The sequence below is a fragment of the Pseudomonas cucumis genome, from assembly GCF_030687935.1.
Lineage (GTDB): Bacteria > Pseudomonadota > Gammaproteobacteria > Pseudomonadales > Pseudomonadaceae > Aquipseudomonas > Aquipseudomonas cucumis.
On the sequence record NZ_CP117454.1, the window covers coordinates 1,450,740 to 1,476,394 of the forward strand.

At 59.5% G+C, this 25,655-nt stretch carries 26 protein-coding genes and 1 tRNA gene; 15 read left to right on the forward strand and 12 right to left on the reverse strand.

All coding sequences use genetic code 11. The features are described from left to right. Positions 1–88: 88 nt before the first annotated feature. The 5 genes from PSH97_RS06495 to PSH97_RS06515 are packed head-to-tail and all read right to left on the reverse strand — an operon-like array spanning position 89 to position 5,465. Positions 89–1,129 carry an AbrB family transcriptional regulator gene (locus tag PSH97_RS06495; RefSeq protein ID WP_305448551.1) on the reverse strand — a complete coding sequence of 347 codons (1,041 nt, stop codon included), beginning with the start codon at positions 1,127–1,129 and terminating at the stop codon, positions 89–91. Continuing rightward, a complete protein-coding gene (locus tag PSH97_RS06500; protein WP_305448552.1) occupies positions 1,122–2,636 on the reverse strand; it encodes a tripartite tricarboxylate transporter permease in 1,515 nt (504 codons plus the stop codon). Before PSH97_RS06500 ends, PSH97_RS06495 begins: the two co-directional genes overlap by 8 nt. A gap of 1 nt (position 2,637) precedes the next feature. Continuing rightward, complete coding sequence (locus tag PSH97_RS06505; RefSeq protein WP_305448553.1) at positions 2,638–3,096, reverse strand: tripartite tricarboxylate transporter TctB family protein; 459 nt, start codon at positions 3,094–3,096, stop codon at positions 2,638–2,640. 59 nt (positions 3,097–3,155) lie between these two features. Beyond that, positions 3,156–4,133 (reverse strand): Bug family tripartite tricarboxylate transporter substrate binding protein, encoded by a 978-nt coding sequence (locus PSH97_RS06510; protein WP_305448554.1) that lies wholly within the window; start codon positions 4,131–4,133, stop codon positions 3,156–3,158. 39 nt (positions 4,134–4,172) lie between these two features. Next, the gene (locus PSH97_RS06515) at positions 4,173–5,465 is read right to left on the reverse strand and encodes an OprD family porin (protein ID WP_305448555.1); all 1,293 of its coding nucleotides are present in this window, start codon (positions 5,463–5,465) and stop codon (positions 4,173–4,175) included. A 234-nt stretch (positions 5,466–5,699) separates the two neighbouring features. Here PSH97_RS06515 and PSH97_RS06520 point away from each other — a divergent pair, with 234 nt between their 5' ends. Continuing rightward, complete coding sequence (locus PSH97_RS06520) at positions 5,700–6,371, forward strand: response regulator (protein ID WP_007898613.1); 672 nt, start codon at positions 5,700–5,702, stop codon at positions 6,369–6,371. Further along, a complete protein-coding gene (locus tag PSH97_RS06525; protein WP_305448556.1) occupies positions 6,364–7,752 on the forward strand; it encodes a sensor histidine kinase in 1,389 nt (462 codons plus the stop codon). The genes PSH97_RS06520 and PSH97_RS06525 overlap by 8 nt, the downstream gene beginning before the upstream one ends. 44 nt (positions 7,753–7,796) lie before the next feature. Here the strand turns inward: PSH97_RS06525 and PSH97_RS06530 are convergent, their stop codons facing one another. After that, a complete protein-coding gene (locus tag PSH97_RS06530) occupies positions 7,797–8,618 on the reverse strand; it encodes an HDOD domain-containing protein (protein WP_305448557.1) in 822 nt (273 codons plus the stop codon). 35 nt (positions 8,619–8,653) lie between these two features. After that, positions 8,654–9,595, reverse strand: coding sequence for a CAF17-like 4Fe-4S cluster assembly/insertion protein YgfZ (gene ygfZ, locus PSH97_RS06535; protein ID WP_305448558.1), 942 nt, complete (start codon positions 9,593–9,595; stop codon positions 8,654–8,656). Between the two features lie 148 nt (positions 9,596–9,743). On the opposite strand from ygfZ, the gene PSH97_RS06540 reads away from it, so the two are divergent. Next, on the forward strand, positions 9,744–9,998 hold the full coding sequence (locus tag PSH97_RS06540; RefSeq protein WP_030132661.1) for an FAD assembly factor SdhE: 255 nt from the start codon (positions 9,744–9,746) through the stop codon (positions 9,996–9,998). Then, a complete protein-coding gene (locus PSH97_RS06545; RefSeq protein WP_305448559.1) occupies positions 9,982–10,434 on the forward strand; it encodes a protein YgfX in 453 nt (150 codons plus the stop codon). The genes PSH97_RS06540 and PSH97_RS06545 overlap by 17 nt, the downstream gene beginning before the upstream one ends. On the opposite strand, the gene nadB is transcribed toward PSH97_RS06545, so the two are convergent. After that, positions 10,403–12,019: an L-aspartate oxidase gene (nadB, locus tag PSH97_RS06550; protein WP_305448560.1), complete on the reverse strand. Its 1,617-nt coding sequence runs from the start codon at positions 12,017–12,019 to the stop codon at positions 10,403–10,405. The genes PSH97_RS06545 and nadB overlap by 32 nt on opposite strands. Positions 12,020–12,576: 557 nt before the next feature. Here nadB and rpoE point away from each other — a divergent pair. From rpoE to PSH97_RS06570, 4 genes are all read left to right on the forward strand, one after another. Beyond that, positions 12,577–13,158: an RNA polymerase sigma factor RpoE gene (rpoE, locus tag PSH97_RS06555; RefSeq protein ID WP_003172477.1), complete on the forward strand. Its 582-nt coding sequence runs from the start codon at positions 12,577–12,579 to the stop codon at positions 13,156–13,158. Between the two features lie 30 nt (positions 13,159–13,188). Next, positions 13,189–13,776, forward strand: coding sequence for a sigma-E factor negative regulatory protein (locus PSH97_RS06560; protein WP_007898648.1), 588 nt, complete (start codon positions 13,189–13,191; stop codon positions 13,774–13,776). Positions 13,777–13,784: 8 nt separating this feature from the next. After that, the gene (locus tag PSH97_RS06565; protein ID WP_305448561.1) at positions 13,785–14,747 is read left to right on the forward strand and encodes a MucB/RseB C-terminal domain-containing protein; all 963 of its coding nucleotides are present in this window, start codon (positions 13,785–13,787) and stop codon (positions 14,745–14,747) included. A 247-nt stretch (positions 14,748–14,994) separates the two neighbouring features. Continuing rightward, positions 14,995–16,425 (forward strand): DegQ family serine endoprotease, encoded by a 1,431-nt coding sequence (locus tag PSH97_RS06570; RefSeq protein ID WP_305448562.1) that lies wholly within the window; start codon positions 14,995–14,997, stop codon positions 16,423–16,425. Between the two features lie 90 nt (positions 16,426–16,515). Here the strand turns inward: PSH97_RS06570 and PSH97_RS06575 are convergent, their stop codons facing one another. Then, entirely contained in the window at positions 16,516–17,949 is a 1,434-nt protein-coding gene (locus PSH97_RS06575) for a M48 family metalloprotease (protein ID WP_048394060.1), read from the reverse strand. A gap of 96 nt (positions 17,950–18,045) precedes the next feature. On the opposite strand from PSH97_RS06575, the gene PSH97_RS06580 reads away from it, so the two are divergent. Together PSH97_RS06580 and PSH97_RS06585 are read left to right on the forward strand one after the other, a co-directional pair. Next, positions 18,046–18,285 carry a sulfurtransferase TusA family protein gene (locus PSH97_RS06580; RefSeq protein ID WP_007898654.1) on the forward strand — a complete coding sequence of 80 codons (240 nt, stop codon included), beginning with the start codon at positions 18,046–18,048 and terminating at the stop codon, positions 18,283–18,285. A 31-nt stretch (positions 18,286–18,316) separates the two neighbouring features. Continuing rightward, a complete protein-coding gene (locus tag PSH97_RS06585) occupies positions 18,317–19,387 on the forward strand; it encodes an AI-2E family transporter (RefSeq protein ID WP_305448563.1) in 1,071 nt (356 codons plus the stop codon). A 142-nt stretch (positions 19,388–19,529) separates the two neighbouring features. Here PSH97_RS06585 and PSH97_RS06590 read toward each other — a convergent pair whose 3' ends face one another. After that, a complete protein-coding gene (locus PSH97_RS06590) occupies positions 19,530–20,003 on the reverse strand; it encodes a peroxiredoxin (RefSeq protein ID WP_305448564.1) in 474 nt (157 codons plus the stop codon). Between the two features lie 10 nt (positions 20,004–20,013). Continuing rightward, positions 20,014–20,574 carry a glycine cleavage system protein R gene (locus PSH97_RS06595; RefSeq protein WP_253551533.1) on the reverse strand — a complete coding sequence of 187 codons (561 nt, stop codon included), beginning with the start codon at positions 20,572–20,574 and terminating at the stop codon, positions 20,014–20,016. 324 nt (positions 20,575–20,898) lie between these two features. Here PSH97_RS06595 and dapA point away from each other — a divergent pair, with 324 nt between their 5' ends. From dapA to PSH97_RS06620, 5 genes are all read left to right on the forward strand, one after another. Beyond that, positions 20,899–21,777, forward strand: coding sequence for a 4-hydroxy-tetrahydrodipicolinate synthase (dapA, locus tag PSH97_RS06600; protein ID WP_007898664.1), 879 nt, complete (start codon positions 20,899–20,901; stop codon positions 21,775–21,777). A 17-nt stretch (positions 21,778–21,794) separates the two neighbouring features. Continuing rightward, complete coding sequence (gene bamC, locus PSH97_RS06605; RefSeq protein WP_305448565.1) at positions 21,795–22,910, forward strand: outer membrane protein assembly factor BamC; 1,116 nt, start codon at positions 21,795–21,797, stop codon at positions 22,908–22,910. A 4-nt stretch (positions 22,911–22,914) separates the two neighbouring features. Beyond that, positions 22,915–23,673: an MBL fold metallo-hydrolase gene (locus tag PSH97_RS06610; protein ID WP_305448566.1), complete on the forward strand. Its 759-nt coding sequence runs from the start codon at positions 22,915–22,917 to the stop codon at positions 23,671–23,673. Between the two features lie 28 nt (positions 23,674–23,701). Continuing rightward, positions 23,702–24,415, forward strand: coding sequence for a phosphoribosylaminoimidazolesuccinocarboxamide synthase (gene purC / locus PSH97_RS06615; protein WP_095630959.1), 714 nt, complete (start codon positions 23,702–23,704; stop codon positions 24,413–24,415). 83 nt (positions 24,416–24,498) lie between these two features. After that, positions 24,499–24,588: transfer RNA gene (locus tag PSH97_RS06620), tRNA-Ser, on the forward strand. A 219-nt stretch (positions 24,589–24,807) separates the two neighbouring features. Here PSH97_RS06620 and PSH97_RS06625 read toward each other — a convergent pair. Next, entirely contained in the window at positions 24,808–25,572 is a 765-nt protein-coding gene (locus PSH97_RS06625) for a tetratricopeptide repeat protein (RefSeq protein ID WP_305448567.1), read from the reverse strand. Positions 25,573–25,655 lie beyond the last annotated feature (83 nt).

Sequence of the window (25,655 nt, forward strand, 5' to 3'; positions counted from 1 at the left end):
CCTACAGATGTTGTGCCGGACGCAAACCCGCGACTAGCCGAAATCCTGTAGGAGCGAGGCTTGCCCGCGAAGCAGGCGACTCGGTCTATCAGGGAGAATCCGGCTCCCGGTTCCAATACCGAAACAACGGTTCCGCCAGAAACAACACAAACAACAACCGCATCACCTGCATTGCCGTTACCAGCGGCACCGACAATTGCAGGGTCTCCGCCGTCAGGCTCATCTCGGCGATTCCGCCGGGCATCATGCCCAGCGTCAGCGAACGCAGATCCAGATGAGTCAGCGCACTCAACCCCAATGCCGCCAAAGTGGCGATCAACATGGTCAACACCGTGCCCAGCAGGGTTCGGCCCATGAACGACGGTGCCCGCCGGAAGAACTGCCGATTGAAGTGACACCCCAACCCGCTGCCAATCAGCCACTGGCCAATCTGACTGCCGCCGTTGGGCAGTCCGATGTGCAGGTCCCAAGCAATGCTCACCGTCGCACTTACCAGCAGCGGCCCGAACAACCAGGGGTTGGGTTGTCGCAGCCGTTCCCAGATCCAGGCGGCAAGGGCGCCCGCCGGGAACAGAATGGCCAGCCACCACCAGTCGACGGTTGTTGGATGCAAGGCCGGCGCACCGTCGCCCAAAAGATACTTGAACGCCGCTGGCACACACAGCACCACCACCAACACCCGCAAACTTTGCCCCGCCGCGACACGGCTGAGCACCGCGCCGTTGCGGGCGCCGAGGTTGACCATCTCCCCGGAGCCGCCGGGCATGCTGGAAAAGAACGCGGTGGCGCGATCTTCCCCGGTGCGCCGCATTAACCAGACCCCCACCACGGCGGACAGGCTGGTGACTAATGCACCGAAAAAGATCAAACCGAAGTGGCTCAGCACCTGCTCCATCACCAACGGGGTGAAGTGCAGGCCGATACCGATGCCGACAACCCACTGGCCGCACTTGCGGCCGCCAGGGATTTCCGCCAGTTGCCAGGGAGTCAGGCAGCGCACGAGGATGATCGCCAGCAACGAGCCGACCATCCACGGAAGTGGCCAGCCGATCTGGCTGGCGAGGTAACCGCCCAGCAGACCGACCAGCGGTGTTCCCCACCAGCTTTTGAAGGGGGGCCTATCAGACATCGGCGAGAGTGCGCCGGGCGACTGAACGTTTGCGCCAGATGCGCAGCAGCGGCATCAGCAACATGATTGCAGTGAGCACCCAGCAACCGAACGTGATCGGGCTCGACCAGAGAATTTCCAGTGCGCCATTGGAGATCGACAGCGCGCGACGCAGGTTTTGCTCCATCAGACCGCCAAGGATGAAACCCAGCAGTACCGGCGACAACGGGAAATCCAGCTTGCGCAGGATGTAACCGAAGATTCCGATGCCGATCATCAGGAACAGGTCGAACGTGGTGGCATGCACCGCGTAGACGCCGATCCCGGTGATGATCGCGATCACCGGCACCAGCGCCCAGTTAGGCACGGCGAGGATGCGGGTAAAGATGCGGATCATCGGAATGTTGAGAATCACCAGCATCACGTTGGCGACGAACAACGACGCGATCAGGCCCCAGACGATGTCCGGTTGCTGCTGGAACAACAGCGGGCCCGGCGTGATGTTGTACAGCGACAGCGCGCCGATCATCACCGCCGTGGTACCCGAACCCGGAACACCGAGGGTCAGCATCGGCACCAGTGCACCGCAGGCGGCGCCACCGATGGCGGTTTCCGGAGCCGCGAGGCCACGCATGTCGCCTTGTCCGAACGTGCCCTTGGCGCCGGCAATACGTTTCTCGGTCATATAGGCCACAGCGCTGGCCAATGTCGCGCCGGCACCCGGCAACACGCCCATGATGAAGCCCAGCAAGCCGCAACGGATGTTTACCAGGAACACCGCCGAGGCTTCCTTGAAGTTGAACATCATGCGCCCGGTGGCCTTCACCGCTTCCTGGCCGCGGTGGGTTTTTTCCAGCAGCAGGAGGATTTCGCTGATGGAGAACAGGCCCAATACCAGCACAACGAACTGAATGCCGTCGGTCAGGTGAATGTTATCCCCGGTGAAACGGTATACGCCGCTGTTGGCGTCGATCCCGACGCTCGACAGAAACAGACCGATCAGCGCCGCAATGAAGGTCTTGAGCGGTCGATCACCGGCCATGCCGCCGAGACAGACAATCGCAAACACCATCAGTACGAAATACTCCGCCGGTCCGAAGGCAATCGCCCATTTCGCCAGCAGCGGGGCGAACAGCACCATGCCGCACGTCGCGATGAATGCACCGATGAACGAACTCCACGCCGACAGCGACAGCGCTACACCGGCCAAGCCTTTGCGGGCCATCGGGTAACCGTCGAGGGTGGTCATTACGGTGGAGGCTTCGCCTGGAATGTTCAGCAGGATCGAGCTGATCCGGCCGCCGTATTCGCAACCCAGGTACACCGCCGCCAGCAGGATCAGCGCCGACTCCGGTGGCAGGCCGAGGGCGAATGCGATCGGAATCAGCAACGCCACGCCGTTGATCGGGCCCAGACCCGGCAACAGTCCGACGACGGTGCCGATCAGGGTGCCGCACAGCGCGGTCACCAGGTTGTACGGGCTCAGCGCAACGCCAAAGCCCTGACCCAAATAGCCAAGAGTATCCATATCAGTTCTCCAGAACGTCGAGCACGCCCAGCGGAAGTGGCACGTCCATCAACTTGTCGAACAGCAGATAAAGACCGATCGCCATCAGGCTGATGATCACCGCGCTGGGCAGCCAGCGGCCGCCATACAGGCGTGCCATCGGGACACCGATCAGAATGCTGGCGACGATGAAACCAAGGGGCTCGAAGGTCCCGGCGAACACCAGCAACAGCAGCACGCAAATGCCGATTTTGGTCAGGGTTTCGCGGTCCAGTTTCGGGTCATCGTCACTGTGCACGATCGGCGTCGGCCGAAACACCATGTACAGCAATGCCAGGCCCATCAGGCCGAGCATCAGCAGAGGGAAGGCCCGAGGCCCGACCGGTTCGTAGGAAAAAGCCGCCTGATACGGCCACGCCATCAGCGCCAGGCCGACACAGGCCAGCAACAGCACCGAAGCGAAAATGCGTTGTATAAGCATGAGGAACTCCTGGGCCACGACCCCCGAGAACCGGGGCCGTAGCCGCTAGACAGAGGCGATCACTGGATCAGGCCGAACTCTTTGGCCAGCACTTTGTAGTCCGCGACCTGCTTCTTCACGTAGGTGTCGAGTTCCGGGCCGGTCATGGCGAACGGGAACAGTTCACGCTGATCGCGCAGCTTGGCGAAGTCCTCGGAGGCCAGCAGTTTGTCGAAGGCGTCTTTCCACCAGGCGTAGTCTTCGTCGCTGACTTTTGGCCCGAGGTAGAAACCGCGCACCACCGGCCAGACGATGTCGTAGCCTTGCTCTTTAGCGGTTGGAATGTCTTTCATTTCCGGCTCGTCCAGACGCTTCTCGGAGAACACCGCCAGCAGACGCATGTCGCCACTCTGAATGTGTGGCATGGAGTCGGAGATGTCGGTGCTGCCGACCTGGATGTGGCCGCCGAGTAGGGCAGTGGCGATTTCACCACCGCCTTCGAGGGCGACGTAACGCAGGTCACGGGGATTGATCCCGGCCGCCTTGGCGATCAATGCGGTCTGCATCCAGTCCTGGCTGCCGACGGTGCCGCCGGAACCGATCACCACGGAGCTTGGATCTTTCTTCAGGGCTTTGACCAGATCGTCCAGGGTCTTGTAAGGCGAATCGCTTTTTACCGCGATGGCGCCATAGCTGGTGCCAACGGCGGCCAACCAGCGCACTGCACTTTCATCGAAACGACCGAACTTGCCTTGCGCCAGGTTCAGCAGCGAACCGCTGGACCACGCCACCAGCGTGCCGGCATCGGCCGGGCGTTGAGCGACCACCGCGTTGTACGCCACCGCGCCGACACCGCCGGGCATGTAGGTCACGCGCATCGGTTTGGTCAACAGTTTTTCGTTCACCAGCGCGCTTTGCGCCAGTTTACAGGTCAGGTCGAAACCGCCGCCTGGCGAGGCCGGGGCGATGCATTCCGGGCGCTTGGGTTCGGCCATCAATTGGCTGGCAAACAGCACACAGCTGGCGGCTAGAGCAACTTTACGCAGTGATAAGTTCATTTGAGTCTCCACGGGCATTATTGTTATTGGACGTGATGTTTACCAAAGGGCAACGCTATAGCTCACCAGCAGACGCACTTCATCGGCATCGCGAGCGGAGTAGTTGGAACGGTAGGTGGCATTGCGCAGGCGTACGGCGACGTCTTTCAGGGTGCCGCTTTGTACGACGTATTTGATCTCGGTGTTGCGTTCCCACTCTTTGCCTTCGTCGCCGTTCTTGAGCTTGATGTTGTCACCGCTCAGGTAACGGCTCATGAAGCTCAGGCCCGGAATGCCGAGTTTGGCGAAGTCATAGTCGTAACGTGCCTGCCAGGAACGTTCTTCGGCACCGGCAAAGTCATTGATCTGCACGAAGTTGACCAGGTACGGATCGCTGCCATCGACGTAGGGGAAGGCACTGTCCCCCGACATGTGCTGATAACCGGCGCTGAATTTATGCCCGCTCAAGGCATAGCTCACCAGTCCGTTCAGGGATTTGTTGTCGATCTTGCCGCCCCGTGCTGCGCCTTCGTCGTCACTGATGGCCAATCGCAGATCGGTGCCGAACGTGCCGGGGCCGAACGGTTGCGACGCGACAACGCCGAGGAAGTGCTGGTTGTAGACTTCATCGAGTTGGGCGAAGTGGTAGCTGCCGGTGATCTTGTCGGCGAGCTTGTAGTCCACGCCGCCAAAGTCAAAATGCTTGCCGGCCACGGTGCCGGCGAAGCGGCTGTTCTTGTTGTTGAGGGCGATGTCCTCGAAGTCGGTACTGTCGCGGTCCTTGGCTTTCTCCAGACGCCCGCCGGTGAAGGTCAGGTTCTTGATCTCTTTGGAAGTCAGCAGGCCGCCTTCAAAGGTTTGCGGCAGAATGCGCCCGTCGTTGGCTTTGAGGATCGGCAGTTCCGGAATCAGGCTGCCGATTTTCAGTTCCGTGGCGGAGATTTTCACTTTGCCGGTCAGGCCGAGCTTGGAATATTCATCCGCCGCGCGACCGTCGTCATGGGTCGGCAACAGGCCGGTGCCGGTGCGGTCCGGACTTGAATCGAGTTTTACCCCGAGCATGCCCAGTGCATCGACACCGAACCCCACGGTGCCGTCGGTGTAACCCGATTGCAGATTGAGCATGAACCCCTGAGCCCATTCGTCCCGCTTGGATTGCTGGGCGCTGGTACCGTCGCGAAAGTCGCGGTTGAAATACATGTTGCGGGTTTCGAAGGTTGCCGTACTGTCTTCGAAGAAGGCAGCCTGGCTCAACGGCGAAAAGCCGGCGAGGGCGGCGGCACTGATAAGGGCGGTGTGGCTGAGACGGGAAAAACGAGCAGGCGGGTGAGCCTGAAGCTGCATGGACAGCATGGTGACGTACTCCGTTTATTGTTCTTATTGGCGAAAACGCTTCGAGGCGTTTCTCGTACTGCTATGGGCACTGGCAACGGCAGTCGAAACTGTCCGTGGCTGGACTCTAACCGGCCAACCTTTCGCTAACCTTTCAGCTGACTTTCACGGTTTTCGGGCTTCACAGCGACGGATGCGGCTGTAAACTCCGCGCCAAAGAATCGCGTTGACCATCCCTGAATGAGGTAAAGATCCATGCGTGTTCTGCTCGTTGAAGACCATCTGCAGCTTGCCGAAAGTGTCGCTCAGGCGCTCAAGAGCACCGGGCTGACCGTGGATGTGTTGCACGACGGTGTGGCGGCCGACCTGGCCTTGAGCAGCGAGGAATACGCCGTGGCGATCCTTGATGTCGGCCTGCCGCGCATGGATGGCTTCGAAGTACTGGCCCGCCTGCGGGCCCGGGGCAAAAACCTGCCAGTGCTGATGCTGACCGCCCGCAGCGACGTCAAGGATCGGGTTCATGGCCTGAACCTTGGGGCTGACGATTACCTGGCCAAACCCTTCGAGCTGACAGAGCTCGAGGCCCGGGTCAAAGCCTTGCTGCGCCGCAGTGTGCTCGGCGGTGAACGCCAGCAGCGTTGTGGCGTGCTGGCCTATGACCTGGACACCCGGCGCTTCACCCTTGGCGAAGAATTGCTGACCCTGACCTCCCGCGAGCAGGCGGTGCTTGAAGCCCTGATCGCCCGTCCCGGTCGGGTGATGAGCAAGGAGCAACTGGCCGCCCAGGTGTTCGGTCTGGACGAGGAGGCCAGTCCCGATGCCATCGAAATCTACGTCCACCGCTTGCGCAAGAAACTCGACGGCCAGCCGGTAGCCATCGTGACCTTCCGCGGCCTTGGCTACCTGCTGGAAAGCCGCGATGCATAAGGCCAGCAGCCTGCGCTGGCGGCTGCTGTGGAACCTCGCGCTGCTGTTGGTGGTGTTGATGCTCGCCAGTGGATTGAGCGCGTACTGGAACGGCCGCGAAGCCGCTGACACCGCGTATGACCGGACCTTGCTGGCCTCGGCGCGGACCATCGCCGCGGGCCTGTCCCAGCGCGATGGCAGTCTCAGCGCCAACGTGCCTTACGTCGCCCTCGATACATTCGCCTACGACAGCGCCGGGCGGATTTTTTACCTGGTCAATGACATCAATCAGAAGCTGATCTCGGGCTACGAAAACCTGCCGCCACCGCCGCCGGGAACGCCGCGCACCGATGACTACCCGGCGCTGGCGCGTTTCTATAACGCCACTTATCAAGGGCAGAACGTGCGAGTGGTCAGCCTGCTCAAAGCGGTCAGCGAGCCAAACATGAACGGCATGGCGGAAATCCGCGTGGCGGAAACCGATGAGGCGCGGGTACGCATGGCTCGCAGCCTGATGGCCGACACGTTGTTGCGTCTGGGCATGTTGGCGATCGGTGCATTGCTGATGGTGTGGTTTGCGGTCAGTGCGGCGCTGCGTCCGCTGGAGCGCTTGCGCACGGCGGTGGAAGAGCGTCAGCCCGATGACTTGCGGCCCTTGCCGTTGGTGGAAGTGCAGCACGAGTTGGGGCCGCTGGTGCGTGCGCTCAATCACTTTACCGAGCGTTTGCGCGGGCAGTTCGAGCGTCAGGCGCAGTTCATCGCCGATGCCGCCCATGAATTACGTACTCCGTTGGCGGCGCTCAAGGCACGGCTCGAACTGGGTATGCGGTCGAACGACCCCGAAACCTGGCGCAGCACACTGGAAACCGCCGCCCAAGGCACAGATCGCCTGACCCACCTGGCCAATCAATTGCTCTCGCTGGCACGGGTCGAGAATGGTGCCCGGGCAATCGCCGAGGGCGGTGCGCAGTTGCTCGACCTCAGTCAGTTGGCCCGTGAGCTGGGCATGGCTATGGCGCCGCTGGCCCATGCACGTGGCGTGGCACTGGCGCTGGAAGCTGACGAACCGGTGTGGCTGCGTGGTGAGCCAACGCTATTGAACGAACTGTTGAGCAATCTGGTGGACAACGCGCTGGCCCACACGCCACCGGGCGGCAATGTGATCTTGCGGGTCATGGCACCCGCGGTGCTGGAGGTCGAGGACGATGGCCCGGGAATTCCCCTTGAAGAGCGGGATCGGGTGTTCGAGCGTTTTTATCGGCGTAACGAACAGGTGGCTGGATCGGGGTTGGGGTTGGCCATCGTCGGCGAGATCTGCCGCGCCCACCTGGCGCAGATCAGCCTGCACGATGGCGAGCAGGCGGGGCTGAAGGTACGGGTGAGTTTTATTGCAGGAGAGTGAACACCACACCTGTGGCGAGGGAGCAAGCTCCCTCGCCACAGAAATCAGTAAAACATCGACCGCGACTCTTCCAGATCCTTGCACATCGCCTCGTTCTCCGGATCGATTCCCAGCTTCTTGAAGGCCGGCACACTGAAGGGGTCGATTCGGGCCAGTGGATGATCGGTGTCCTTGTGGCAGTACAGGCTGGCCACTTGCACCAGATCGACATAGTCGACCCGCTCCGATTGCCGCTTGAGATCCAGATACAGTCCCGGCAATTGCACCAGCATTTCCGGAAACTCCCAGACCCTGAGCAATTTATCGCCGAGCAGTGGATGAATCCGGTCGATCACATGGTTGAGGCTGACCGGGTCAGACAGCAATTCATAGTGATCTTCGGCGTAGGTCAGGATCGGCAGTACACCAATCTGATGCACGAGCCCGCCGAGCGCCGCCTGATCAGGCTTGAGCTGCGTATAGCTGCGGCACAACGCGTAACTGACGCCAGCGATTTCCAGGCTTTTGCGCCAGACCTCGCGCATTTTCTGTTCCACCACTTCGGAACGGGCGTTGAAGATCTGTTCCATCACCAGGCCGATGGCCAGGTTGCTGCTGTAATTGACACCCAGCCGGGTGATGGCCGTGTGCAAATCAGTCACTTCCTGGGTCGCGCGCAGCAACGGGCTATTGACCACTTTGATCAGGCGCGCCGACAGCGCGGTATCGCGGCCAATCACTTTGCTCAGTGTGCTGACACTGATTTCCGGGTCTTCGGCGGCCTTGCGAATCTGCAGGGCCACTTCCGGTAACGTTGGCAGAACCAGGTCATCGTTATCGATGGCCTCAACCAAATCCTGTTGGACCTTATCCGCCAGCTCGCTCATTTCTTTTCTCTAGGGTATTGCGACAAGTGCTGCTATTAACGCTGGATTTCGCGATCGCGATCCAGTTGATAAGGCAGGTCGAGCAGATGCAGGCCCGGACCTTCGAGTGTGCCAAGGTGCAGGTTGCCATCTTCTGCAGCTTCGGCTTGCAGCACGGCAAGGAGTTCAATGTTTTGCTCGGCGCGGGCGGCTAGCACCACTTCACCGATTGAGCTGCCGTGGGTCGGGGAGAACAATTGGGTACCAGGCTCCGGTAATTCGCCAGCCTCCAGTTGCAGGCGATACAACCGGCGCTTGAGTTTGCCCAGGTACTGCATTCGCGCGACGATTTCCTGGCCGGTGTAGCAGCCTTTCTTGAAGCTCACGCCACCGACGGCTTGCAGATTGAGCATCTGCGGGATGAACAGCTCGCGGGTGCTTGGCATGACCTGACCGATCCCGGCGCGGATCTGGCCCAGCAGCCATTGATTCAGATCGCCTTCGGCCAACAGGGCGGACAGCTTGCCTTTGAGGGTGTCGGCTTGATCGGCGCGAACCCAGAGTTCAGCGCGGTCAGGCGAGACGCGAAGGGCGATCAGGCCGTCATTACGAACGACGCTGTCGGTGTCTGCCGGTAGCGCCAGGCCCAGGCTGACCAGTGCTGCATCGCCATGCTCAAGGCCAAAACGAACCCAGCCGGCACTTTCGTCGGTCAGTTTCGATTTGGAGAACACTGCGTACTTTTTCAGGTCCGCCAGTTGCGGCTCCAGCAGTTCGCTGGCCATCGCCATGAGCACACCGTCGCCTTCGAGCAGAATGCGGAAGCTCGACTGCATCCGGCCTTTCTGCGTGCAGCGCGCGCCAAGGCTGGCCTGGGTATCACTCAGGTAATTGAGATTGCAAGTCAATTGGCCTTGCAGGAATTTGCTGGCATCCGCGCCGCGTACCGCGAGAACGCCTTCGTGAGACAGGGTGCAGAAAAAAGCAGAATCGGCCATGGGTCATCGCAGGGTAAAGAGTCCGAAGGACATCATAAGGGGGCGCCCTTGAAATGGGTAGTTCACAAAGGTTCGTGGAGGGCGACCAAAGCCGACTGTTCGACTCGTCTCGGGGCTGTATACTTGCCGCCTATTTGAGGAGCGCTCCATGGTCGAACAAGTTGAACTGAATCGCCTCTACTGGCACAGTCGTCGCGGCATGCTTGAGCTTGACGTGTTGCTGGTGCCGTTTGTGAAAGAGGTTTATCCGCACCTCAACCAGGTGGATCGCGATTTATACGTCCGTCTGCTGACGTGTGAGGATCAGGACATGTTCGGCTGGTTCATGGAGCGCAACGAATCCGAAGATCCGGAGCTTCAGCGCATGGTTCGCATGATCCTGGATCGTGTCCAGCCCAAGTAACGCGTTCGAATGTCGCTGGCATGCCTCACGGCAGTTGCTGGCGGCCTATCTTCTGGCCCAGCTGTTCGCGCTGGGTTCGCTGCTTCTTCTCTCTATACCGCCCTGGGCCAGTCTGCTCGGCGCTTTTTGCTGTCTGGCTCATGGCGTCTGGGCATTGCCGCGACAGATTCTGCTAACACACCCGCAGGCGTTTCGCGGCTTGCGTCGCGATGCCGATGGTTGGCAGTTGTGGAATCAGGCGGTGGGTTGGCAGCCCGTGCAACTGCGGCCGGACAGTCTGGCGTTGCCATTGATTGTGGTAGTGCGTTTTCGTCTGCGCGGTGAGCGACGGATCAGGGCGATATGCGTACCGCGGGATTCGCAGGCGGCGGATTTACACCGACGCCTGCGGGTTCGGCTCAAGTTCAGTCGGCGTAGGTGGGCGGCACCAGAATAGTGTCCAGGGCGACCGGCAGCAAATTCGGGTAGTCGAGGGTGTAATGCAGGCCGCGACTTTCCTTGCGCTCCATGGCTGACTGAATCATCAGCTCGGCCACCTGCGCCAGGTTACGCAGCTCGATCAAGTCCCGGCTGACCTTGTAGTTGCTGTAGAACTCATCGATTTCGTCCAGCAACAGACGCACCCGGTGCTGAGCCCGTTGCAGGCGCTTGTTGGTGCGCACGATGCCGACATAGTCCCACATGAATCGCCGCAGTTCGTCCCAGTTGTGCGCAATGATCACGTCTTCGTCGGAATCGGTGACCTGGCTCGCATCCCAAACGGGCAGGGCGGTCGGAATCGACACGTCTGGCAACTGCTCAAGAATGTCCGCCGCCGCCGAACGGGCGTAAACGAAACATTCCAGCAGCGAGTTGCTCGCCATGCGGTTGGCGCCATGCAGGCCGGTGAAGCTGGTTTCACCAATTGCATACAGGCCCGGCACGTCGGTGCGGCCCCGCTGATCGACCATCACGCCGCCGCAGGTGTAGTGCGCCGCCGGCACCACTGGGATCGGCTGTTTGGTGATGTCGATGGAGAATTTCAGGCAGCGTTCATAAACCGTCGGGAAGTGCGCCTTGATGAAGTCTTCGGGTTTGTGGCTGATGTCCAGGTAGACGCAGTCGATACCCAGGCGCTTCATCTCATGGTCGATGGCGCGGGCGACGATGTCCCGTGGTGCCAGTTCCGCCCGCGGGTCGAAGCGCTGCATGAAGCGTTCGCCATTGGGCAGTTTCAGATGCCCGCCTTCGCCACGCAGGGCTTCGGTGATCAGGAAACTCTTGGCTTGCGGGTGATAAAGGCAGGTGGGATGGAACTGGTTGAACTCCAGGTTCGCCACCCGACAGCCCGAACGCCAGGCCATGGCAATGCCATCACCGCAGGCCCCGTCGGGGTTACTGGTATAGAGGTAGACCTTCGCGGCGCCGCCCGATGCAAGGATCACGAAACGCGCGCCGTAGGTGTCGACTTCACCGGTGCTGCGGTTGAGCACATAGGCGCCGAGGCAGCGGTCGCCTTCAAGGCCGAGGCGCTTTTCGGTGATCAGGTCGACCGCGACTCGCTGCTCCAGCAGTTCGATGTTGGGACGCTGTTTGGCCTGATCGAGCAGGGTTCTGAAGATCGCCGCGCCCGTCGCATCGGCAGCGTGGATGATGCGCCGATGGCTGTGACCGCCTTCGCGGGTCAGATGAAACTCGAAACCACCGTCTTCGGTGCCTGACTGTTCATCGCGGGTAAAGGGCACGCCTTGGTCGATCAGCCATTGAATCGCCTCTCTGCTGTGCTCGACGGTAAAGCGCACGGCGTCTTCATGGCACAGGCCACCACCGGCGTTGAGGGTGTCATCGACGTGGGATTCGACAGTGTCGGTGTCATCCAGAACGGCAGCGACACCGCCCTGGGCCCAGAAGGTTGAGCCGTTGGCGAGGTCGCCTTTGCTCAATACGGCGATGCGCAAATGACCGGGCAAGGTCAGCGCAAGGCTCAAGCCGGCAGCACCGCTGCCAATTACCAGAACATCGTGTTGAAACTGTTGGCTCATTTCAGGATTCCGCTCAAAGCGACCCGGGACGGGGTTGGCGCAAGACAGCTGGATCGGCGAGTCAAGACAGCCACACAGCCCCCTAGTATATAGAGGGGGGGAGCGGCACAATAGCCGGCCCAGCATGGCATTGTGAAACTACTGTGACGAAAAAGCCTGGACGCTTCGTCGGAAGTTTTTTGGACTGCTTCGGCGACAAAACGACTGTATCGTGGATTTAACAGTCTTTTTCTCTTCACGGTTGCACAATGTCGGTTTCGGGCAGCTATAAATATGGAACTTTTGCCAAAGGCCCAAGATCAATAGACGGTTGCCTGAAACAAGGGACAGCGTCGGCTTCGGTGCGGGACTTGCGATTGGGTCCTTGCTGATGAATCCGATGACAAGATTATTCGCGCAGCCGGGTTATCCCGCGCTGCGCTTTTCGTGCGTGCCAAATCAGAGCCCGCAGGAAACTTGCTTGGAGGGGGAGAACTTTTGCGAAAAGCCCGAGTCTATGTTTGCAAGTCTGGTCGTTCAGTAATGCAAGCCTCCTTCGAGCTTATCGAGGAGTGTTCATGCTAACCCAGGAAGAGGATCAGCAGCTGGTCGAGCGCGTTCAACGCGGCGACAAGCGAGCTTTCGATCTGCTAGTGCTGAAATACCAGCACAAAATTCTCGGGTTGATCGTGCGTTTCGTGCACGACACCCATGAAGCCCAGGATGTCGCACAGGAAGCCTTTATCAAGGCATACCGTGCACTTGGTAATTTTCGCGGAGACAGCGCGTTTTATACGTGGCTTTACCGCATCGCCATCAACACGGCGAAAAACTATCTGGTTTCACGCGGCCGTCGGCCGCCGGATAGCGATGTCAGTTCCGAGGATGCAGAGTTCTACGATGGCGATCATGGCCTCAAGGATCTCGAGTCGCCAGAACGCGCATTGCTGCGGGATGAGATCGAAGGCACCGTCCATCGAACCATTCAGCAACTGCCAGAAGATTTGCGTACGGCTTTAACTTTACGTGAATTCGATGGTCTGAGTTACGAGGACATTGCCAGCGTCATGCAGTGTCCGGTGGGTACCGTGCGCTCCCGGATTTTCCGCGCTCGGGAAGCCATCGATAAAGCCCTGCAGCCGTTGTTGCAGGAAAACTGAGACAGCGGCGACAGCCAAGAGAGGAACGCCATGAGTCGTGAAGCCCTGCAGGAATCGCTGTCCGCAGTGATGGATAACGAAGCGGACGAATTGGAATTGCGTCGGGTGTTGAATGCCTTCGACGATGTTGAAACCCGCGATACTTGGGCTCGTTACCAGATCGCTCGGGCAGTTATGCACAAAGATTTGTTGCTTCCTCGTCTGGATATCGCTGCGGCAGTCTCTGCTGCGCTAGCTGACGAGGCCGTACCGGCAAAAGCCTCTCGCGGTCCATGGCGCAGCCTGGGTCGTCTGGCAGTCGCTGCTTCGGTGACCGTTGCCGTGCTTGCGGGTGTTCGTCTGTACAATCAGGACGAGATCGCCGGCGTCGAACTGGCCCAGCAATCCAGTCAACCGGGTCTGACCGCTCCTCAGGTCAAGGGCCCCGCTGTATTGGCAGGCTACAATGAGAGTTCGGAAGCCACTGGCCCTATGGCCAACGGCGTATTGCAAGGTCAACCAGGCTGGCACGATCAGCGTCTGCCAGGCTACTTGCGCCAACATGCTCAACAGGCTGCACTGAAAGGTACTGAGAGCGCTCTGCCTTACGCTCGTGCAGCAAGCCTGGAAAACCGTTAAGGAGGATCATGCGCGCCATACCTCTACTTACGCTTCTGCTCAGTGGCTGGTTTGTTGTTCCAGCCCACGCCGATGAAGCCCAGGACTGGCTGAAGCGTCTGGGACAGGCGGAGCAAACGCAGAGCTTTCACGGTACTTTCGTCTACGAGCGTAACGGTAGTTTCTCTACCCATAACATCTGGCATCGCGTCCAGGATGGCAAGGTCCGCGAGCGTTTACTCCAGCTCGACGGCTCGGCACAGGAAGTCGTGCGCATTGATGGGCATACTCAATGCGTGAGCGGCACCCTGATAGCAGGGCTGGGGGACTCACCCAACTCCACTGCTCGTGCACTCGATCCACAAAAGCTAAAGAATTGGTATGACCTTGCCGTCATTGGCAAGTCGCGTGTGGCCGGGCGTTCGGCGGTGATCGTGTCGTTGAAGCCTCGCGATCAGCATCGCTACGGTTTTGAGCTGCATCTGGACAAGGAAACCGGTTTGCCGTTGAAGTCATTGTTGCTCAATGACAAAGGGCAACTGCTCGAGCGGTTCCAGTTCACCCGACTGGACACTGCCCAGATGCCTTCCGATAGCGATTTGCAGGCCGGTTCTGATTGCAAACCCATTATCCTCGACAGTGACAAGGCTTCCGCCGTCAAAACCGCGCAGGTTTGGCGTTCGGACTGGCTACCACCAGGTTTTGAGCTGACCAGCAGTACCTCGCACAAGGACCCGGAGACCAAAGCCCAGGTCAACAGTCTGATGTTCGACGACGGTCTCGCCCGATTCTCGGTGTTCCTTGAGCCGTTGAATGGCGCAACAGTTACTGACACGCGCACCCAGTTGGGGCCAACCGTTGCTGTCTCCCGGCGATTGACTACTCCACAAGGCGAGATGATGGTGACTGTGGTCGGTGAAATACCGATTGGCACCGCCGAACGGATTGCGCTTTCCATGCGCAACGATGCCGCGGCTACCAGCAAGCAGTGAGCTGATCTGCCATGCTCACCAATCAAGGTCTCGATGGTGTGGGAGGTCAGCAATGGCTGTCCCGCCGTTGATGCCTCGAAATGTTTTGCCGAGCATTTTCATTTGCAAATATCCCGAAAATTTTTTATAGGTCAGAGCCCCTCGGCTCTGGCCTTGTTTGTTGTTCCCGGAACAAAAATACCGGCGTATCGTTTCCGGTGTTCCTTGCTCCATATCGCTTAACCATGCTCGTCGTAACGGGAGCCGTATGTCGATACCACGCTTGAAGTCTTATCTCTCCATTTTTGCCACCGTGCTGGTGCTCGGTCAGGCGGTCGCTGCGCAAGCGGTCGAGTTGCCTGACTTCACGCAGTTGGTCGAGCAAGCCTCGCCCGCGGTGGTTAACATCAGTACTACCCAGAAGTTGCCGGACCGTAAGGTGTCCAGTGAGCAAATTCCCGACCTTGAAGGCTTGCCGCCGATGCTGCGCGAGTTCTTTGAGCGGGGCATGCCGCAGCCGCCGCGCTCCCCCCGCGGCGATCGTCAGCGTGAAGCCCAATCCCTGGGCTCGGGCTTTATCATTTCGTCCGACGGCTACATTCTGACCAACAACCATGTGATCGCCGATGCCGACGAGATCCTCGTGCGCCTCGCCGATCGCAGTGAGTTGAAAGCCAAACTGATCGGTACCGATCAGCGTTCCGACGTCGCCTTGCTGAAAATCGAAGGCAAGGATCTGCCGGTTCTGAAACTCGGCAAATCGCGGGATCTGAAACCTGGTCAGTGGGTCGTGGCCATCGGCTCGCCGTTCGGCTTTGATCACACTGTGACTCAAGGCATCGTCAGTGCCATCGGCCGTAGCCTGCCGAACGAAAACTATGTGCCGTTCATCCAGACCGACGTGGCGATCAACCCGGGTAACTCCGGTGGTCCGCTGTTCAACCTGGCGGGTGAAGTGGTCGGCATCAACTCACAGATCTACACCCGCTCCGGCGGCTTCATGGGGGTGTCGTTCGCAATCCCTATCGATGTGGCGATGGACGTTTCCAATCAGCTGAAAAGCGGCGGTAAAGTCAGCCGTGGCTGGCTGGGTGTCGTGATCCAGGAAGTGAGCAAAGACCTGGCCGAGTCGTTCGGTCTCGAGAAACCGGCCGGTGCGCTGGTGGCTCAGATCCAGGATGACGGTCCTGCGGCCAAGGGTGGCCTGCAAGTGGGCGACGTGATCTTGAGCATGAACGGTCAACCGATCGTCATGTCCGCTGACCTGCCACACTTGGTGGGTGCGCTGAAAGCCGGCTCGAAAGCCGATCTTGAAGTGATCCGCGAAGGCAAACGCAAGAATGTCGAGCTGACCGTTGGCGCTATCCCTGAAGAAGGCAAGGAGCTGGACGCCCTGCCTAAATCCAGCACCGAGCGCAGCAGCAATCGCCTGGGTGTTTCTGTTGCCGAATTGACCGATGAGCAGAAGAAAGCCTACGACCTTAAAGGTGGCGTGGTCATCAAGGAAGTGCAGGACGGTCCTGCTGCCCTGATCGGCTTGCAGCCTGGCGATGTGATCACTCACCTGAACAATCAGGCGATCGGCTCCTCCAAGGAGTTCACGGACATTGCCAAGGCGCTGCCGAAGAACCGCTCGGTGTCGATGCGGGTTCTGCGTCAAGGTCGCGCCAGCTTCATTACCTTCAAACTGGCTGAATAAACCGGTTATCGGCTGAATAAAAAACCGCCTCGAAAGAGGCGGTTTTTTTGTACCTGGATTTTTTGTTTCTGAGCTTTTTTTCTGAAGCGGTCAGCCCATCATGTCCTTGACCATGCGTTCCTGCTCCATCAACTCGCGTTGCCGTGCGTCGATGCGCGATGACAGCGGGAAGTTGCTGCCAGCCTTGCGCTTGGCGAAGTCCAGTTGCTGGATCGCCTGACGATAGTCGCCGACCAGCGCAAAGTACTCCGCGCGAGCCTGATGCAAGCCGATGATGTTGCCCGACAGGCCACGAGTCTCGGCCACCATGTACCAGACGTCTGGATCATCAGGTCGGCTCTTGAGCAGGTTCTCCAGCGCTTTTTCCGCATCGGCCGCTCGATTCTGCTTGAGCAGCAGGTCGACACGCACCTGATTCAGCGGGTAGTTGCCGGGGTATTGAGTGAGCATCCGGTCGACCCGTGATTGAGCGTCGGGCAGACGATTATTGGTGATGTCCAGATCGACCTGCGCCAGGTTGTAGATGATCTCGTTCGGCGATTTGGCCAGCAGCAGCTTAAGGTTCTCGCGAGCCTCATTCAGCTGGCCACCCTTGATCTGGGCGATCGCCAAGCCATAGCGCGCGACGTCGTTTTTCGGGTTTTCATCCAGTTGGGCCCGAAAGCGCTTGGCGCCCAGGCCTGGGGTTTCTTCATAGATCAGCTGCACGCGCGCCCGAATCAACTGGTAACGCATGCTGTCTTCGATACCGCCCGGCTTGGCCTGTTCGGCGCGGTTGCGGGTGTCGGCGATCCGCGATTCGGTCACCGGGTGAGTCAGCAGGAATTCCGGTGGCTTGGCGTCGAAGCGGTACTGACGCATCAGCCGTTCGAACATGGTCGGCATCGAACGCGGATCGTAACCGGCCTTTTCCAGATTCATGATGCCGATACGGTCGGCTTCCTGTTCGTTCTGGCGCGAGAAGCGTCGTTGTTCCTGAATCGCCGCTGCTTGAGTACCAGCAATGGCCGCAATCCCGGCATCGCCGGCACCTGCTGCGGCAATCACGATGCCAGCCAGCAACGCAGCCATCATGGGCACCTGCATGCGTTGCGACGCTTCAACTCCACGTGCGAAGTGACGCTGCGACAAGTGAGCCAGTTCGTGGGCCAGTACCGAGGCATATTCGCCCTCGGTCTGGGCATTGAGGAACAAGCCACCGTTGACGCCGACGATCCCGCCCGGCGCGGCAAAAGCGTTGAGCTGCGGACTGTTGATCAGGATGAACTCAAGGCGTCGGTCATTGACCTGGCTGGTTTCCACCAGCCGATAGACGCTGGACTCGACGTAATCCTTGAGCTGCGGATCGTTGAGCTGCGACACCTGGCTGCGCAACAGCGCCAGCCACGCACGGCCCAGTTGGTGTTCCTGTTGCGGCGAGACGATGGCAGAACTGGCATCACCGAGTGACGGCAAGTCGTCAGCGAAGCCCGGTGAGGCGAGCAGGCAAGCGAGCGTCAGCAGGGTAGGGCGCAAAAAAGTCATGCACAAAGCCTTAGTCGACAAAGACCTTACTGTAGCCGGACACTACGCTTGGGACCAGATATTCTAAGCTCTCAACCCCTGCCCCGGAGTGATTCGATGACTGACGCTGTAACCCACGATGCCGAGCTGGACGCCAGCGGTCTGAATTGTCCACTGCCGTTGCTCAAGGCCAAACTGGAACTCAACCGGCTGGCCAGCGGTGCGGTACTCAAGGTGATCGCCACCGATGCGGGCTCTCAGCGCGACTTTCGCACCTTTGCCCGATTGGCTGGTCATACGCTGCTTCGTGAGGAAGATGAGGCGGGCGTTTACCGCTATTGGTTGAAAAAAGCCTGAAATCCGCTGCGTTCGTTTCTAAGGATTATTGATGTTCAAAGTGTTACGCGACTGGATTCAGCGCTACTTCTCGGATGAAGAAGCTGTGGTGCTGGCAGTACTGCTGTTTCTGGCATTTACCGCGGTGCTCACCCTGGGTGGAATGCTTGCGCCCGTACTGGCCGGTATGGTGCTGGCGTATCTGATGCAGGGGCTGGTGGTGACCCTCGAGCGCCTGCGCGTGCCGGGTGGCGCGGCGGTGGGGCTGGTTTTCGCATTATTCATGGGGTTGCTGCTGGTCTTTATCATCATCGTGGTGCCCCTGCTCTGGCATCAACTGATCACGCTGTTCAACGAATTGCCCGGCATGCTCGCCAAGTGGCAGTCGCTGCTGTTGCTGCTGCCCGAGCGCTATCCGCACCTGGTGTCGGATGAGCAAGTGCTGCAGGCGATCGAAGTGGCACGGGGCGAGATCGGCAAGTTCGGCCAGTGGGCGCTGACATTCTCGCTGTCGAGTCTGCCGCTGCTGGTGAACATCATGATCTATCTGGTGCTGGTGCCGATCCTGGTGTTCTTCTTTCTCAAGGACCGGGAGATGATCGGCCAGTGGGTGCGCGGCTATCTGCCGCGAGAACGGGCGCTGATCACCCGGGTCGCCCAGGAAATGAACCGGCAGATTGCCAATTACATTCGCGGCAAGGTCATCGAAATCTTCATTTGCGGTGGCGTGACTTACATCGCATTCGTGGCGCTGGGGCTCAACTATTCGGCGCTGCTGGCGTTGCTGGTGGGTGTGTCGGTGGTGGTGCCATACGTCGGGGCGGTGGTGGTGACCGTGCCGGTGCTGCTGATCGCACTGTTCCAATGGGGCTGGAGCGATCAGTTCATCTATTTGATGGCGGTCTACGGGATCATCCAGACGCTGGACGGCAATGTGTTGGTGCCGCTGCTGTTCTCGGAAGCGGTCAACCTGCACCCGGTGGCAATCATTTGCGCGGTGCTGTTGTTTGGCGGGTTGTGGGGCTTCTGGGGCGTGTTCTTTGCGATCCCCCTGGCGACGCTGTTCAAGGCCGTGCTGGATGCCTGGCCGCGCAAGGAGCCGATTGTGGCACCACTGCTTTAATTGTCAGGCTGAATTTTTCAGTGAGGCTAATGGCCTCATCCCGAGCAGGCTCGGTCCCACATAGATTCCGCAAATCCTGTAGGAGCGAGCGGTGCGGCGATCCGACTTGCCCGCGAAGGCGTCTGAACAGACACCCAAATAATCAGGCCTTGTTCAGCGCCTGAGCAGCAACCAAAACCGCATCCACATGCCCCGGCACCTTCACGCCGCGCCATTCCTGACGCAGCACGCCGTTCTTGTCGATCAGGAACGTGCTGCGATCAACGCCCATGTATTCCTTGCCATAGAGCTTTTTCAGTTTGATCACGTCGAACAGCTGGCACAGCGCTTCTTCCTTGTCACTGATCAGCTCGAAGGTGAACGCCTGCTTGGCCTTGAAGTTTTCATGGGATTTCAGGCTGTCGCGAGACACGCCGAAGACTTCGGTATTGGCGGCCTTAAAGGCGTCAAGCTGATCACGAAAACCCTGACCCTGGGTGGTGCAGCCCGGCGTGCTGTCCTTTGGATAGAAGTAAATCACCACTTGCTTGCCTTTGAGGCCCGCGAGGCTGACGGATTGCCCGCTGGTGGCGGGGGCTTCGAAGTCGGCAACCGGTTGGTCGATGGCAACGGCCATGAAAGTTTCCTTACATTGGGTTTTGTGGGCGCCACGGCTCGATCAGGGCATCCAGGTTCAGCGCATCGGCGAAATCCAGGAACTGATCGCGCAGCCAGCTGATCTGCACACCGGCCGGCAAGGTCACGGTAAACGTGGCATTGAGCATGGTGCCGCCGGTTTGCGGAGCCTGATAGGTGTCGCAGGTCAGGTTTTCCAGCTCGACGTTGTGGTCCATGAAGAACTGGCACAGCTCGTTGATGATGTCCGAGCGATAGGCCGAGCTGACATAGGCGACGTACGGCAAGGCCTGGGGACGATTCTCCAGGGCCGCGCTGCGGACCACGTTGACGGTGAAGGCGTGCCGTTTGGCCAGCACTGGCAGGCTGCCTTCGAGGCGCGCCAAGGCGTCCCAACTGCCGGAGATCTCGAGGATCAGCGCACTGCATTCGCCATGGCGCGTCAGACGAGAGGTGACCACGGCGCAGCGGTTTTCATGGCTGGCACGGCACAGGACGTTAGTCAGCTCCATGGGGTTGGCGCCGAGGGCACTGATGACAAGGAATTGTTCGCGAACTGTGGGGGTGGACATGCAGCATTCCTAAAGCGATGAGCGGTCGATACTTTTATGGCTTTTTTACCGGGACGAGCCTGCGGATGCGAATTCAGAAAACCCGGCCGAAGGTTGCGACGTGCTCCAGAGTGGCGAGAGCGAGGGGTGGCAACGCTGGATCGGGGCTTGTGATGCCGAAAATGGAGGCTGGAACGCGGCGTACGAGCTTATCAGTACCGATCAAAGTCTGAAGGGTAGCGAAAAGCAGCGCCAAGGGGAATGGCAGCAGTACAGTACTTCGCTTGTACAAGCATCTTGGCGCCAGTACCATTACCGCTCTCTTTTTCCGGCAGGAGCGGTTGCATGATTGCGGGCAGTATGGTGGCACTGGTCACACCCATGGATGCGCAGGGTCGTCTCGACTGGGACAGCCTGAGCAAACTGGTGGACTTCCACCTGCAAGAGGGCACCAACGCCATCGTGGCGGTCGGCACTACAGGTGAGTCGGCCACGCTTGACGTGAACGAGCACATCGAAGTGATTCGTCGCGTGGTTGCCCAGGTTGCAGGGCGTATTCCGGTGATCGCCGGTACGGGCGCCAATTCGACGCGCGAAGCGATCGAACTGACGACCAACGCGAAGAACGCCGGCGCCGACGCGTGCCTGCTGGTAACCCCTTATTACAACAAGCCGACGCAAGAAGGCCTGTACCAGCACTTCAAGGCAATCGCCGAAGCCGTCGACATCCCGCAGATTCTCTACAACGTGCCGGGCCGTACCGCATGCGACATGCAGGCCGAAACGGTGATCCGCCTGTCGACCGTGAAGAACATCATCGGCATCAAGGAAGCCACGGGCGACCTGCAGCGCGCCAAGGACATCCTGGCCGGCGTGAGCAGCGACTTCCTGGTTTACTCCGGTGACGACGCGACCGCGGTCGAGCTGATGCTGCTCGGCGGCAAGGGCAATATTTCGGTGACCGCCAACGTCGCACCGCGCGCCATGAGCGAGTTGTGTGCCGCGGCCATGGCCGGTGATGCCGTCAAAGCCCGGGCGATCCACGAAAAGCTGATGCCGCTCAATAAAACCCTGTTTATCGAATCCAACCCTATCCCCGTGAAATGGGCACTGCATGAAATGGGCTTGATGCCGGACGGTATCCGTCTGCCGCTCACCTGGCTAAGTGCTGCCTGTCACGAACCGCTGCGGCAGGCCATGCGCCAGTCCGGCGTCCTGGTTTAATTGAGGAAGTACTACGCATGAAGCGAATGGCCGGACTTTCCGCACTTGCCTTGATTATCTCCAACACCAGTGGCTGTGGATGGATCTGGGGCCCGGAAGGTTACTTCCGTGACCGTGGTAGCGATTACCTGGAAGCGCAACAGACTGCACCGATGCAACTGCCACCGGACGTCAGCACCGCCAAGCGTCTGGATCCGCTATTGCCGATCCCGCGCAACGTGGCCGACGACACCGCCAAGGGCGAATACATCGTGCCTCGTCCGCAGCCGCTGTCGGCAGCGGCTGATGCCAGCGACTACACCCTGCAGAAGAGCGGCGATTCGCGTTGGGTCATGGCCCAGCACCCACCGGCCGAAGTCTGGCCCGTGGCCGTGCAGTTCTTCCAGGACAACGGTTTCCGTCTGGACGAACAACGCCCGCAAACCGGTGAATTCACCACCACCTGGCAGCATTCCGACGAACTGTCCGCAGCAATGGCCAAGCGCCTGAGCGCGGCCGGTGTCGGCGCCGACAGCGAAAGCCGCGTGCGGGTGCGTATCGAACCAGGCGTGCAGCGCAACACCAGTGAAGTCTACGTGGTCAGCGCCGAGCGTCCTGCTGGCAGCACTGCCAATGTGGATTTCACCAATCGTTCGGTCAACACCGGCCTGGACGCAGCACTGGTCGACGACATGCTCGCGAGCATGAGCCGCACCTCGGAGAAGGGCGGTTCGGTCTCCATGCTGGCCTCTCGTGATTTCGATACGCCAAGTCGTGTCAGCCTGACTGAAGATGGCAGCGGCAACCCGGTGCTCAACGTCGGTTCCGATCTGGATCGTGCCTGGTCGAGTGTCGGTCGTGCGCTGGAACAGGGCGAATGGCGTGTTGAAGACATCAACCGCAGCCTGGGCCTGTACTACATCAACCTCGCCGAAAAAGCCGAGAAAAAGGACGAGAAGCCAGGTTTCTTCAGCGGTCTGTTCGGCAGCAAGCCGGACAAGGAAGAAGTTGAAGCCCGCGCCGAGCGTTATCAGGTTCGCCTGAGCAAGGTTGGCGAGAACGTACAAGTCACCGTCGAGAAAAACATCAACACCGTGGCGCCAGCAGACGTGGCGCGTAAAGTGTTGAGCGTGATTCAGGACAACCTGGGCTGATCACATGCGTTTTGCCGTTCTCGGCAGCGGTAGCCAAGGGAACGGCACGCTGATAGCCAGCGACGACACGTATGTACTGGTGGATTGTGGTTTCTCCCTGCGAGAAACCGAAAAACGCCTGCTGCGACTGGGTGTGAACCCTTCACAGCTGAGCGCGATACTCGTGACCCACGAACATGCCGACCACGTGCATGGCGTGGGTTTACTGTCTCGGCGTTACAATCTGCCTGTCTACCTCAGTCGCGGGACCCTGCGCGGGATGCGCAAACCGATTGAACCCGCAGGCTTTCTGGCTGGCGGCGAGCAACTGCAAATCGGCAACCTGAGCATTGGCGTCATTGCCGTGGCCCATGATGCGCAGGAGCCGACGCAGTATGTTTTCAGTGACGGTCAGCGGCGTTTCGGCCTGTTGACCGACCTGGGCTCGTATTGCAATACGGTGCTGGACGGTTACCGGGACCTCGATGCATTGATGATCGAGTCCAACCATTGCCGTGACATGCTGGCTCGCGGTCGCTACCCGTACTTTCTCAAGCAGCGGGTGGGCGGTGAATTGGGACATTTGAACAACCATCAGGCGGCATTCCTGGTGGCCGAGTTGGGCTGGCAAGGCCTGCAACACCTGGTCCTGGCCCATCTGAGCAGCAAGAACAACCTGCCGCAGCTGGCCCGGCAATGTTTTGTCGACACCCTCGGGTGCGACCCGGACTGGCTGCAACTGGCCGATCAAGATTCAGGGCTCGACTGGCGACACATCGCCTAGCCCACCTACTTAGCAAGCGGAGCCCATCATGGAAAAACGTGAAGAACTCTACCGCGGCAAAGCCAAATCGGTTTACAAGACCGATGACGCTGACCGTTTGATCCTGCTGTTTCGCAACGACACCTCGGCGTTCGACGGCAAGCGCATCGAGCAGCTTGACCGCAAAGGCATGGTGAACAACAAGTTCAACGCCTTCATCATGCAGAAACTCGAAGCAGCCGGCGTGCCGACCCAATTCGACAAACTGCTGGGCGACAACGAATGCCTGGTGAAAAAACTCGACATGATTCCGGTCGAGTGCGTCGTGCGTAACTATGCCGCAGGCAGCCTGGTCAAGCGTCTGGGCGTCGAAGAGGGCATGAAGCTCAACCCGTACACCTTCGAACTGTTCCTGAAGGACGACGCCAAGGGCGACCCGTTCATCAACGAATCCCACGTCGTGGCATTCGGTTGGGGCACTGCCGAGCAACTGGTTCGCATGAAAGAGCTGTCGCTCAAGGTCAACGAAGTCCTGAGCAAACTGTTCGACGACGCCGGCCTGCTGCTGGTCGACTTCAAACTCGAATTCGGCGTTTTCTCCGACGGCACCATCGTCCTGGGCGACGAGTTCAGCCCGGACGGCTGCCGCCTGTGGGACAAGGCCACCGGCAAGAAAATGGACAAGGACCGCTTCCGTCAGGGCCTCGGTGACGTCATCGAAGCCTACGAAGAAGTCGCCAATCGTCTGGGCGTACCGCTGTAATCGACGCAAGCATCTGATAGCACGGAAAAATTTCGCTTAGGGGGTTCGCTTCCGGCAAAAGTGTTGTTATGATGCGCGCCGTTGGAGAGATGCCAGAGTGGCCGAATGGGACGGATTCGAAATCCGTTGTACCTTCACCGGTACCTAGGGTTCGAATCCCTATCTCTCCGCCATTATTGAATAAGACTAAGCCCCTGTAATCGTTGAAGATTGCAGGGGCTTTTTCGTTTCTGGCGTTTGATTTAGGGCATTTTTAGGGCAAAAACTCGCTCTACAGACCGCTCAATACGTTTATCCAACCTGAGCTTTCTCCTTGCTGCAGCAAATTGCACTCTGATTTCGAGGCGCTTCAGCTGAGCTTGAGCCAGGGCCTATGATGTCCCTTCGTGAACTCAGCCGCGCACTAGGTAGGCTCCGAACGGAACCCGATATTGCAGCTTCTTGCAACTGCCGGGTGCGGGCTGATGCCCCGCCGGGCGATCAGGAAACCAGATTCGACATTTACCCGGAGGCGGCCGATGGCCGCGGGGAATCTCAACCTCGTCGTACGCGGGTTCTGGCTCGACGGAAGCCATTTGCAATTTCCCTTCGGGACGTGGCCTGCCACTCGTCGACGAGTTCGCTACCCATTCCGCCTCTGGACGAGCGAAAGTGCCAGCGTGGCGCTCAGTATCCGGAGTGGATTGCTCAGTAGCCGTAATTTCTGCTTCGCGGCGCCTTTCAACCTCTTCTTCCAGCCCTTCCTCTACTGCAACCAAGTCCTCTGCGGCCTTGGGTGGGCTACTCGACGTCTGAGCCTTCTGCGCCGCCTGGATCAATTGGAAGTTGCGGTTGCGCAATGCGACGTTGTGACCAACCCGCATGTTGGAGCGCGCCGCCAGCGCTTCGGCCTGCTGGTACTGTCCTTGCTGAAGACGCAACACACCGAGATAGTGCAGCGTTGCGGGATTGTTCGGCTGGATATGCAGTGCACGCTCCAGCGTGGCAGCGGCTTGGTCCAACTGGCCATCTGCATACTGCTGCGAGGCGGATTCAATTAGGGTGGTTGATGCACTGTTACTTTGCGGGGAGGCTTTTCTCTCCGCAGCAACCGAGCAATGCGACGCGGCTGCGCAGAGCACTAGGATGAGACCCGGCAGAAAACTCTTGGTTGGCATCAGGGGGTGGACTCGGCTGATCACAGACGGCACTGTCGTAATCGTAAAACAGGCCTCCAGCGCTGCTCGGCTGGGGTTGGTTT

Bases quoted from the DNA above. Each gene is read 5' to 3' on its own strand.
- ygfZ (WP_305448558.1), bottom strand. From the start codon at position 9,595: ATGGCCGATTCTGCTTTTTTCTGCACCCTGTCTCACGAAGGCGTTCTC.
- PSH97_RS06540 (WP_030132661.1), top strand. From the start codon at position 9,744: ATGGTCGAACAAGTTGAACTGAATCGCCTCTACTGGCACAGTCGTCGC.
- PSH97_RS06560 (WP_007898648.1), top strand. From the start codon at position 13,189: ATGAGTCGTGAAGCCCTGCAGGAATCGCTGTCCGCAGTGATGGATAAC.
- bamC (WP_305448565.1), top strand. From the start codon at position 21,795: ATGAAGCGAATGGCCGGACTTTCCGCACTTGCCTTGATTATCTCCAAC.
- PSH97_RS06525 (WP_305448556.1), top strand. From the start codon at position 6,364: ATGCATAAGGCCAGCAGCCTGCGCTGGCGGCTGCTGTGGAACCTCGCG.
- PSH97_RS06515 (WP_305448555.1), bottom strand. From the start codon at position 5,465: ATGCTGTCCATGCAGCTTCAGGCTCACCCGCCTGCTCGTTTTTCCCGT.
- PSH97_RS06505 (WP_305448553.1), bottom strand. From the start codon at position 3,096: ATGCTTATACAACGCATTTTCGCTTCGGTGCTGTTGCTGGCCTGTGTC.
- purC (WP_095630959.1), top strand. From the start codon at position 23,702: ATGGAAAAACGTGAAGAACTCTACCGCGGCAAAGCCAAATCGGTTTAC.
- PSH97_RS06575 (WP_048394060.1), bottom strand. From the start codon at position 17,949: ATGACTTTTTTGCGCCCTACCCTGCTGACGCTCGCTTGCCTGCTCGCC.
- PSH97_RS06530 (WP_305448557.1), bottom strand. From the start codon at position 8,618: ATGAGCGAGCTGGCGGATAAGGTCCAACAGGATTTGGTTGAGGCCATC.
- PSH97_RS06610 (WP_305448566.1), top strand. From the start codon at position 22,915: ATGCGTTTTGCCGTTCTCGGCAGCGGTAGCCAAGGGAACGGCACGCTG.
- PSH97_RS06570 (WP_305448562.1), top strand. From the start codon at position 14,995: ATGTCGATACCACGCTTGAAGTCTTATCTCTCCATTTTTGCCACCGTG.
- PSH97_RS06580 (WP_007898654.1), top strand. From the start codon at position 18,046: ATGACTGACGCTGTAACCCACGATGCCGAGCTGGACGCCAGCGGTCTG.
- dapA (WP_007898664.1), top strand. From the start codon at position 20,899: ATGATTGCGGGCAGTATGGTGGCACTGGTCACACCCATGGATGCGCAG.
- PSH97_RS06495 (WP_305448551.1), bottom strand. From the start codon at position 1,129: ATGTCTGATAGGCCCCCCTTCAAAAGCTGGTGGGGAACACCGCTGGTC.
- nadB (WP_305448560.1), bottom strand. From the start codon at position 12,019: ATGAGCCAACAGTTTCAACACGATGTTCTGGTAATTGGCAGCGGTGCT.
- PSH97_RS06625 (WP_305448567.1), bottom strand. From the start codon at position 25,572: ATGCCAACCAAGAGTTTTCTGCCGGGTCTCATCCTAGTGCTCTGCGCA.
- PSH97_RS06510 (WP_305448554.1), bottom strand. From the start codon at position 4,133: ATGAACTTATCACTGCGTAAAGTTGCTCTAGCCGCCAGCTGTGTGCTG.
- PSH97_RS06565 (WP_305448561.1), top strand. From the start codon at position 13,785: ATGCGCGCCATACCTCTACTTACGCTTCTGCTCAGTGGCTGGTTTGTT.
- PSH97_RS06585 (WP_305448563.1), top strand. From the start codon at position 18,317: ATGTTCAAAGTGTTACGCGACTGGATTCAGCGCTACTTCTCGGATGAA.
- PSH97_RS06590 (WP_305448564.1), bottom strand. From the start codon at position 20,003: ATGGCCGTTGCCATCGACCAACCGGTTGCCGACTTCGAAGCCCCCGCC.
- PSH97_RS06595 (WP_253551533.1), bottom strand. From the start codon at position 20,574: ATGTCCACCCCCACAGTTCGCGAACAATTCCTTGTCATCAGTGCCCTC.
- PSH97_RS06520 (WP_007898613.1), top strand. From the start codon at position 5,700: ATGCGTGTTCTGCTCGTTGAAGACCATCTGCAGCTTGCCGAAAGTGTC.
- rpoE (WP_003172477.1), top strand. From the start codon at position 12,577: ATGCTAACCCAGGAAGAGGATCAGCAGCTGGTCGAGCGCGTTCAACGC.
- PSH97_RS06500 (WP_305448552.1), bottom strand. From the start codon at position 2,636: ATGGATACTCTTGGCTATTTGGGTCAGGGCTTTGGCGTTGCGCTGAGC.